Here is an 8,281-nt window from a genome sequence, read left to right on the forward strand (position 1 = left end):
AAAATGAAAGAACAACAATATAAAAAGGCTGAATCAGCAAACGCTTCGGCGGAGCGATTGACCAGGCGTATTGCAGTATTCGGTTCTACAGGTTCAATTGGTACACAGGCATTGGATGTGATTGCAGCTAATCCTGGTTTGTTTTCAGCTGAAATACTGACTGCTTATACTAATGAAGAATTGTTGATAGAGCAGGCTTTGCGGTTCAATCCCAACATTGTAGTTATAGGCGACGAAAAAAAATATTTAAAGGTAAAAGATGCGCTTGCGTCAACCGATATAAAAGTTTTTGCCGGTGAAAAATCATTGGAAGAAGTGGCGGCCATGGATTGTTATGATCTGATGCTGGCCGCTATAGTGGGGTATGCCGGACTCAGACCAACTTTACGTGCGATTAGCATCGGTAAGCCAATTGCTCTCGCTAATAAAGAAACCTTAGTGGTAGCTGGTGATATCATCATGCGAAAAGCGGTGGAGAACAGGGTTCCTGTAATACCGGTAGATTCAGAGCATTCAGCGATCTTTCAATGCCTGGTTGGTGAAACAAGAAACCGTATTGAAAAAATCATCCTGACTGCATCCGGAGGTCCGTTTCTTGGAAGAAAACCTAATTACCTTGTTAATGTAAAAAGAGAGCATGCATTACAGCACCCTAATTGGAATATGGGTGTGAAAGTGAGTATTGACTCAGCAACATTGATGAATAAGGGATTGGAAATGATCGAAGCAAAATGGCTGTTTAATTTAAAGCCTGAACAGATACAGGTGGTCATTCATCCGCAGAGCATTATTCACAGCATGGTACAATTTGAAGACGGAAGTATAAAAGCGCAGATGGGATTACCCGATATGAAGTTGCCTATTCAGTATGCATTGGCTTTTCCGCGGCGTATTGCTAACAATTTTCCGCGTTACGATTTCAAAAAAGTAAACACGTTGACTTTTGAAGATCCTGATTTGAGAACATTCAAAAATCTTGTGCTGGCAATGGAGGCCTTAAATAAAGGAGGCAACCTTCCTGCTGTAATGAATGCCGCTAACGAGATCGCTGTATATGCCTTTCTTCGCAACCGGGTAAATTTTTTGGACATGACCGATATCATTGAAAAGACAATGCAAAAGGTCAACTTTATTGAAAACCCAACTTTGGATGAGTATTTTGAAAGTGACGGCATGGCCCGGAATTATGCTGCGGATCTTATCCGGCTTTAAAGACTGCTTCCATATCGACGTTTATTCTTAATAAAATCAAATAATTCAGCAACGGTAGAAAAATCTTTTATATTTAGCTGATATTTGCGATTCTTTCAATTTTTTATAAAATATATTTTTTGAATATGTATTTGTTAGCGATAGATTGGGGAGCCGTGGGTGTGCAGGTGGGGCAGTTGCTATTAGCATTATCAATACTGATCGTGTTGCATGAGTTTGGCCACTACATTACTGCCAAATGGTTTGGTTGCCGGGTTGAGAAATTCTTTTTGTTTTTCGATCCATGGTTTTCGTTGGTAAAGAAGAAAGTTGGTGAAACAGTATATGGAATAGGTTGGTTACCCCTGGGTGGATATGTGAAAATCTCCGGGATGATTGATGAAAGCATGGATAAAGAAGCGATGAAACAACCACCAAAAGAATGGGAGTTTAGAAGCAAGCCGGCCTGGCAGCGTTTGATCATCATGCTTGGGGGTATTATTATGAATGTGTTGGTAGCTTTTCTTATTTATGCTTTCGTGCTGATGATTTGGGGTGAAAGAAAAACGCCAATGAATTCAATAAAGTACGGTATTTGGACAACGGATACCCTGATGAATGAGATCGGCCTGAGAAACGGCGATAAAATTTTAGCGGTAAATGGAGAGCCTGTTGATTATTTTGAAAACCTTGGCGCCCAGGTTATTTTAGGAAGGGAAATCCTGATTGAGAGAGACGGAAAGCAACAGGATATAAAATTGCCGGTCAATCTCGTAGAAAAGTTGATTGAAAGCAAGAGAAAAAAAGGCTTGTTGCTTGATCGCAGATTGCCTACATATATTGGAAAGTACTCAGCTAAGGATACCTCTTATGGAAAGAAAGCAGGCCTGCAGGAAATGGATCGCATTATTGCGGTGGATTCTACCCCTGTTCGATTTTTTGATGAAATGGCAGCGGCGCTGAAGGATCATAAAAACGGCGAGGTGACTCTTACCGTTGAGAGAAAAGGACAAACAATTCAATTGAAATCAAAAGTAAATGAAGAGGGAAGAATTGGTGTACCGGGGCTTAATGATAAACAGTACGAGAATTTAGGTGTTTATAATACAGAAGTACGTAAGTATGGCTTTTTTGCCGCTTTTCCCGCCGGTGTAACTAAGTCATTTGAAAAACTAAAATTTTATATAGATCAGTTTAGATTGATTCTTAACCCGGAAACCGGGGCTTATAAAGGAGTTGGCGGGTTTAAAGCGATTGGCTCCGTGTTCCCGACCGAATGGAGCTGGGAAGCTTTTTGGAATATTACGGCATTTCTATCAATCATATTGGCCTTTATGAACCTTTTGCCAATACCGGCGTTAGATGGCGGACACGTCATGTTTACCTTATATGAAATGGTGAGTGGCAGAAAACCTAATGAGAAATTCATGGAGTATGCACAGGTGGCTGGCATGATTTTGTTATTATTGTTGATGTTATACGCCAATGGAAACGATTGGTTTGGTTGGGGAAGGTAATCAACGGGCAATAAGCAATAGACAATAAACAAATATAAACGACCGATTGCCAATTGTCCATTGTCAATTGGCGTAGCGGGGCTGTTCCGGTTTTGACAGCATAGATCTTTGAGAGTGTAAGCATGCAGTGCGTTGTATCATTAGCACTTTAATCTGAAGATTCAAACTTTAAATGGCAATACTCAGTATGCCATGGCTGCCTAATCAGTGATTAAGTAGTCATTTGGGCCGCCGGGCCGGTTGTTCTGTTACCACGCCCCGCCGCCGACTCAACAACAAAACAGGATGCTGCGACCGAAGGCTGTGACGGTTGATTAAGATCATTCAGCTAAGTGATAAGTTGGTTTGTTCATTTCCTGCTTATCGCCGACAAGCAATAATGAAATAAGCATGTAGAAAGCTTTTGACGAATATGTTTGGACAGGGGTTCGATTCCCCTCAGCTCCACTTTGAAGGGATGGCCCACCAGGCTATCCCTTTTTTTATTATTGAATTTTATATTGAACAACATTGTTCAGTTCAATAAGTGTATGGCCTTACCGCTGTACAATAAAAATCTATGCAATTACTTTCCTGGGTACTACATCTGCCGTTGCTACTTCATGATTTGATTTATTAAAAATCGTATTCAGATTAAAATGCATTGATTTCAGTTAATCATTATTGCATCTTCCATTTACTTTTTCATGCGTTGATTTTTTCTAAGAAAAAAAATCTACAATTTTTTATTCTGAAAAAAAACAGGAAAAATATTCTAATCACTGATGAATAATTATTTAAACGTTGTTGTTTGACTGCATTGATTTCAGTTAAGTGTTAGTGGCACACTTGTTGGCAATGTAGGCGAAAATTCAATACTTATGAAACTAAACCCTATGTCGTTTAGCGGCAAAGCCGTACTCGCACTAGCTTTCAGTGCAGCGTTAATAACCAGTTGTAGCAAGGAAGACGCCGAATACAAGAGAAGACGTCGCACCACTCCTACTACAGAAACTCCAACAACTCCTACGGATACCGTAGCAACTCCAGCCCCTACAACACCAACTACTCCCTCGACCGGTACAGTAGCGTATTTGTCGTTGCCAACATCCGGAGCGAAAAACTTGTCGGGTCAGTCAAATGTTGTAATCGAGAATTTGAGATTTGTTGACATTTCAGGAAATCCGCTGTTGTTAAATGGAAGCAGCAATATCACTATCAGAAACTGTTTCTTCGACAGGGCAAGCGCAGAAGCAATCAGCATTGAAAACTCTTCCAACATCACAATTGAGAATTGCTTATTCAACGGGGTAACTACCGGTGTTTACGCCTTAGGTTCTAAAACAATCAAAATTCGTAACAACCAATTTGTAAACGTACGTATGCGTAGCACGGGTGGTCGTGGTCAGTTTGTACAGTTTAACAATGTAAGCGGCGAAGGCAACCTGATTGAAAACAACCAGGGTGAAAACTTTGCAGGTGAAAGTGATCCGGAAGATCTGATTTCTTTGTATCAAAGTTCAGGAACTGCGTCAAGCCCAATCTCTGTTCGTAACAATATGTTCAGAGGCGGTGGTCCATCAACATCTGGTGGTGGTATCATGACAGGTGACTATGGTGGCGGTTACCAAATTGTTGAAAACAATACATTGCTCGATCCGGGTCAATACGGTATTGCATCCGCTGGTGGTAGCAATATCTCTTTGATCAATAACAAGATCTACGCAAGACAACAACCATTTACCAATAATCCTCTTTATGTATGGGCACAACAAGGCGCATCTTGTTCTAACATCACTGTAAAAGGTAACAGGGTAAACTGGACAGATAAAAGCGGAAGTATAAACAACGGATGGAATGCAGGCAACTGTAGCAATACATCGTTTGAAGATCCTACTACTATCTCTTTATCTGAAATGGGTGTGCCTTCACATTTGATCACATTCATTACGCCTGCAGAATTATTGGAAATTCGTAACTAAGGACGGTTATTAAATAAGGTGAGTTTTTGTAGCGTCATAGGGCTTGTCCTTATGACGCTTTTTTAGTTTGATATAGATCACTTCCAGGGACAAGGAATAATTCCGCTCGGTTTTTTAACTCCACGTATGATTAACGATAGCTCCCAGGTCTTTGGTTTTCGTGCAGCCTGGTTGAGTTTTGAAACGGTGATGTCATAACTAAGCCCGAATTGAAAATCACCATAGGCCAGGCCGGCATACGGTATGACAGCATTCTTTGACCAATACCAAAGCCCGGCGGTAAATAACGAACCTGCCTGGTCACCGACATAATAGCCCAGTGCTCCGCCAACTGAAAAATAGCTCGCCTTATCCTGGTATTGATAAATGGCATTTGTATTTAATACGACACGTTCGTTTAAAAAGGTTTCAAAATTGGCATGTGCCACTTTACGCATCGCCAGTATCTGGTTTTCATCTTTCAAAAAGGTTTGTTTCGGCTTGTTTAAATGAAAACCCGCTACTCCAAGATCAAGATTACTCTTCTGCGATGTATAGGTGTACACAATGCCTGCACTCGCGGAGAAGTAAGGCCGCATATTATCTAACGCTACTTCACCCGTAGGAAGGTTAGTATTAAATCCATTCCCGGTAAACTGTTCTTCAAAAGTCAGCCTGTCAAAATCGACATGCCTTCTTCCGTAGATAGCGCCAAATCCTAATCCAATCCGTTGCTTCTGCTGATCATTTTCTATCAACTTGATATTGTAGGAAAGATTAAACGAAACATAGGTACTTTTTACCACACCACTCATGGCATGGTCAAACATTAACATAGTGCCAATACCAATGATATTATTTTCTGTTTCAACATTGGGAACTTTGTTCTGCATGATCTTCATGTCGTAAGAAACAGTTCCCGTGACATAAGGACTTGCCGGGCCGATCCATTGATCTCTGAAATTGGAGATTGCCCGCCAGTCTGCATTAATATTAGCCGTCAGCCCGGGGTTAATATTTAATGGTGACGAAAAAAATTGGGAAAAACTAGGATCCTGTGCAAACGAGGATTTTGTCGCCATCAATAAAAGCACAACTGCCACAATTCGATTCCAGGTTTTCATTGTAATAATTTTAAGAGTTCATTCATGAGTTGATTTTATCTTAAAAGAACTGAGTTGCCGGCACGTTTATAATATTTGCCATCTTCGCCTGTAGCTTCTAATGTCCATGTATAAGTATCCATTACCTGTGGAACGCCTTTATAAATACCATCCCATCCATGACGCAGTATATTAGTTTCAAATACAAGCTCACCCCAACGATTGAAGACACGGAAGTAGATCAATTCACGGATGCATACAGGGATCGGGAATAGCTTATCATTATGACCATCGTTATTCGGCGACCACGCCTTCGGAACAAAAATATCCGACACGCATCCGCCCGGATTTATCGGACGCATCATCACCAACAGCGTATCAACTACCGGGCATGGAGTTCCATTATCTATTGTGATGGTATATTCCACGTTGCTGTTATGACGGAAGGTTGGATTTTTTCTGTCATACGCATTTAGGCCAACCGGCGGATACCAGGTGTATTTATTATTAAGTGATAGCGCTCTCGCAGTTAACTGTATTGAGGTATTTGGCGCTACGGTTATAGTTGGATAACGTACCGATTTTTCGCCTTTCGTAACAGTCACCACAACCTCTACCGCTTTCACAAAATTACATCCACCAACAGCGGAAGCTTTGATGTAATATGTACCACTTGTATTGACAGTCTGTGGATTCGTCAATGGTATGGTTGTGGCCTGATCCATCCAATATGTGTAGGTCAGGCGTGGATCACTGCCTGCTGTAATGGCAGGCGCTGTGAGATCTACAGTGGCAGGTTCGCAAACACTCGCAGGATTGGTTACGACAAATACCGGTGATGATTCGATGGTTACCGTTACAGGCTTGATCGAATAACACCCAAACGCATTTGTTCCTTTGATATAATAGGTTCCGGCAAGTACAGCCTGCGGATTAGCAACAGGGTTAGTGGCTGCGGCATTGAGCCAGTATGTATACGTCAAACCATTGTCAGAACCAGCTGTAACCGATGGATCGGTGAGATTGGCAGGCGAACACAATGAAATATCAGAAGTCACAACGTTTGGTGCCAGGTCTGTTTGACCGACTACTGCTTCTGTTGTAGCTGAACAGCCGTTTGCATCTGTAACAACTACGCTGTAATTACCTGGGGCGAGCCCTGTCAAATCATCTGTGGTGGCAGTGTAGCCCGAAGGTCCGGTCCATGCATATGAATAGGGAGAACTACCACCGTTGACAATAAGATTTATAGAACCATCCATTACTGTACAAGTAGCATTTGTAATGGATTTATTTAATGTAATAATATTATTGACCTGGTTGATTGTGGTGGTAGATGAAGCGGTGCAACCATTTGCATCTGTTACAAGAACCGTATAGTTACCTGCTGCCAATCCATTCAAATCCTTAGTTGTTGAAATAAAATTATTTGGTCCTGACCATTGATAACTATAGGGAGCCGATCCATTTTGAACGACCAGGTTTATCGAGCCGTTATTAGCAGCGCAAATTGTATTTGCTACCACCGGGTTGATAGTAATTGTATTTATATCGAGGCCAACTTTTATGGTCTTTGTCTGGGTACATCCATTTGCATCGGTTACAATTACGGTGTAGTCGCCTGCGGATAAACTGGTGAGATCTTCGTTAGTGGAAGTGAAATTGTTAGGTCCGCTCCATGCAAAAGTGTATGGTGCAGCGCCGTCACTGATAGCCAGGTTTATGGAACCATTGTTCGAGGTACAGATGGCATCAGTAACAGTTTGATCAAGTGCAATGGTGTTGTTTATCTGTATTACTGTTATAGTAGTCGATGAACTACAACCGGCCGCATTCTTTATTGACACAGTGTATGTTCCCGGCGCAACATTTGTAAACACATTGCTTGCCTGGAAGTTGATTCCATCAATACTATAAATAATACCGGTTCCCGGTGCAGGAGAAGTGACTGTGATAGTTCCTGTTGTTGCACAAGTTATATCCGTTACGACAACGATTGGAGTTGGTGGTACCGGGCTAATTGTCAATCTCAGTGTCGCAATAGAATCGCAACCTGCAACACTTGTCAGTCTCACATCATACGAACCTGCCTGGGTATAAGTTTGTCCGTTCCAGGAATAAGGAAGTTGGTCAGAACAGATTGTTATTTCGGTAGTGCTGTTTTTTATTGCTTTTACGGTAATAGCTAATGTTGCTGTACCTGCACACTGACCTGCATCCGGAGTAAATGTATAAGTAGTGGTTCCAATCGCTGCAGTGCTTACAGCAGGTGACCATGTACCGGTGATACCATTATTGGAAGTAGTTGGAAGAACCGGAGCGGTTGCATTCAAACAAACATCATTGACCGGATCAAATGTTGGAGTGATCTGATCGGTAACAGTGATAGTAAGTGTCGCTGTTCCTGCACACTGACCTGCATCCGGGGTAAATGTATAAGTAGTGGTTCCAATCGCGGAAGTAGAAACAGCCGGTGACCAGGTTCCTGTGATGCCATTATTAGATGTTGTTGGCAATACAGGAGCTGTTG

General features: G+C 41.7%; 5 protein-coding genes and 1 other RNA gene. 4 read left to right on the forward strand and 2 right to left on the reverse strand.

The genetic code is table 11. The features are described 5' to 3' along the window. The first annotated feature begins 3 nt into the window (after positions 1-3). The 4 genes from P2W73_RS25535 (at position 4) to P2W73_RS25550 (ending at position 4,669) form a co-directional block, all read left to right on the forward strand. A complete protein-coding gene (locus tag P2W73_RS25535; RefSeq protein ID WP_276504942.1) occupies positions 4-1,212 on the forward strand; it encodes a 1-deoxy-D-xylulose-5-phosphate reductoisomerase in 1,209 nt (402 codons plus the stop codon). Positions 1,213-1,337: 125 nt separating this feature from the next. Further along, positions 1,338-2,708, forward strand: coding sequence for an RIP metalloprotease RseP (gene rseP / locus P2W73_RS25540; RefSeq protein WP_276504946.1), 1,371 nt, complete (start codon positions 1,338-1,340; stop codon positions 2,706-2,708). Positions 2,709-2,785: 77 nt separating this feature from the next. Next, positions 2,786-3,158: a transfer-messenger RNA gene (gene ssrA / locus P2W73_RS25545) on the forward strand. 410 nt (positions 3,159-3,568) lie between these two features. Then, positions 3,569-4,669: a right-handed parallel beta-helix repeat-containing protein gene (locus P2W73_RS25550; RefSeq protein ID WP_276504943.1), complete on the forward strand. Its 1,101-nt coding sequence runs from the start codon at positions 3,569-3,571 to the stop codon at positions 4,667-4,669. Between the two features lie 77 nt (positions 4,670-4,746). On the opposite strand, the gene P2W73_RS25555 is transcribed toward P2W73_RS25550, so the two are convergent. After that, complete coding sequence (locus P2W73_RS25555; RefSeq protein WP_276504944.1) at positions 4,747-5,772, reverse strand: PorP/SprF family type IX secretion system membrane protein; 1,026 nt, start codon at positions 5,770-5,772, stop codon at positions 4,747-4,749. Positions 5,773-5,807: 35 nt separating this feature from the next. Continuing rightward, positions 5,808-8,281 (reverse strand): T9SS type B sorting domain-containing protein (locus tag P2W73_RS25560; protein ID WP_276504945.1); only part of this gene is annotated, 2,474 nt, incomplete at its 5' end.

Source organism: Terrimonas pollutisoli, from assembly GCF_029360765.1.
Lineage (GTDB): Bacteria > Bacteroidota > Bacteroidia > Chitinophagales > Chitinophagaceae > Terrimonas_B > Terrimonas_B pollutisoli.

Excerpts from the sequence above, each read along its gene's own strand:
- rseP (WP_276504946.1), top strand. The coding sequence starts at position 1,338 with ATGTATTTGTTAGCGATAGATTGGGGAGCCGTGGGTGTGCAGGTGGGG.
- P2W73_RS25535 (WP_276504942.1), top strand. The coding sequence starts at position 4 with ATGAAAGAACAACAATATAAAAAGGCTGAATCAGCAAACGCTTCGGCG.
- P2W73_RS25555 (WP_276504944.1), bottom strand. The coding sequence starts at position 5,772 with ATGAAAACCTGGAATCGAATTGTGGCAGTTGTGCTTTTATTGATGGCG.
- P2W73_RS25550 (WP_276504943.1), top strand. The coding sequence starts at position 3,569 with ATGAAACTAAACCCTATGTCGTTTAGCGGCAAAGCCGTACTCGCACTA.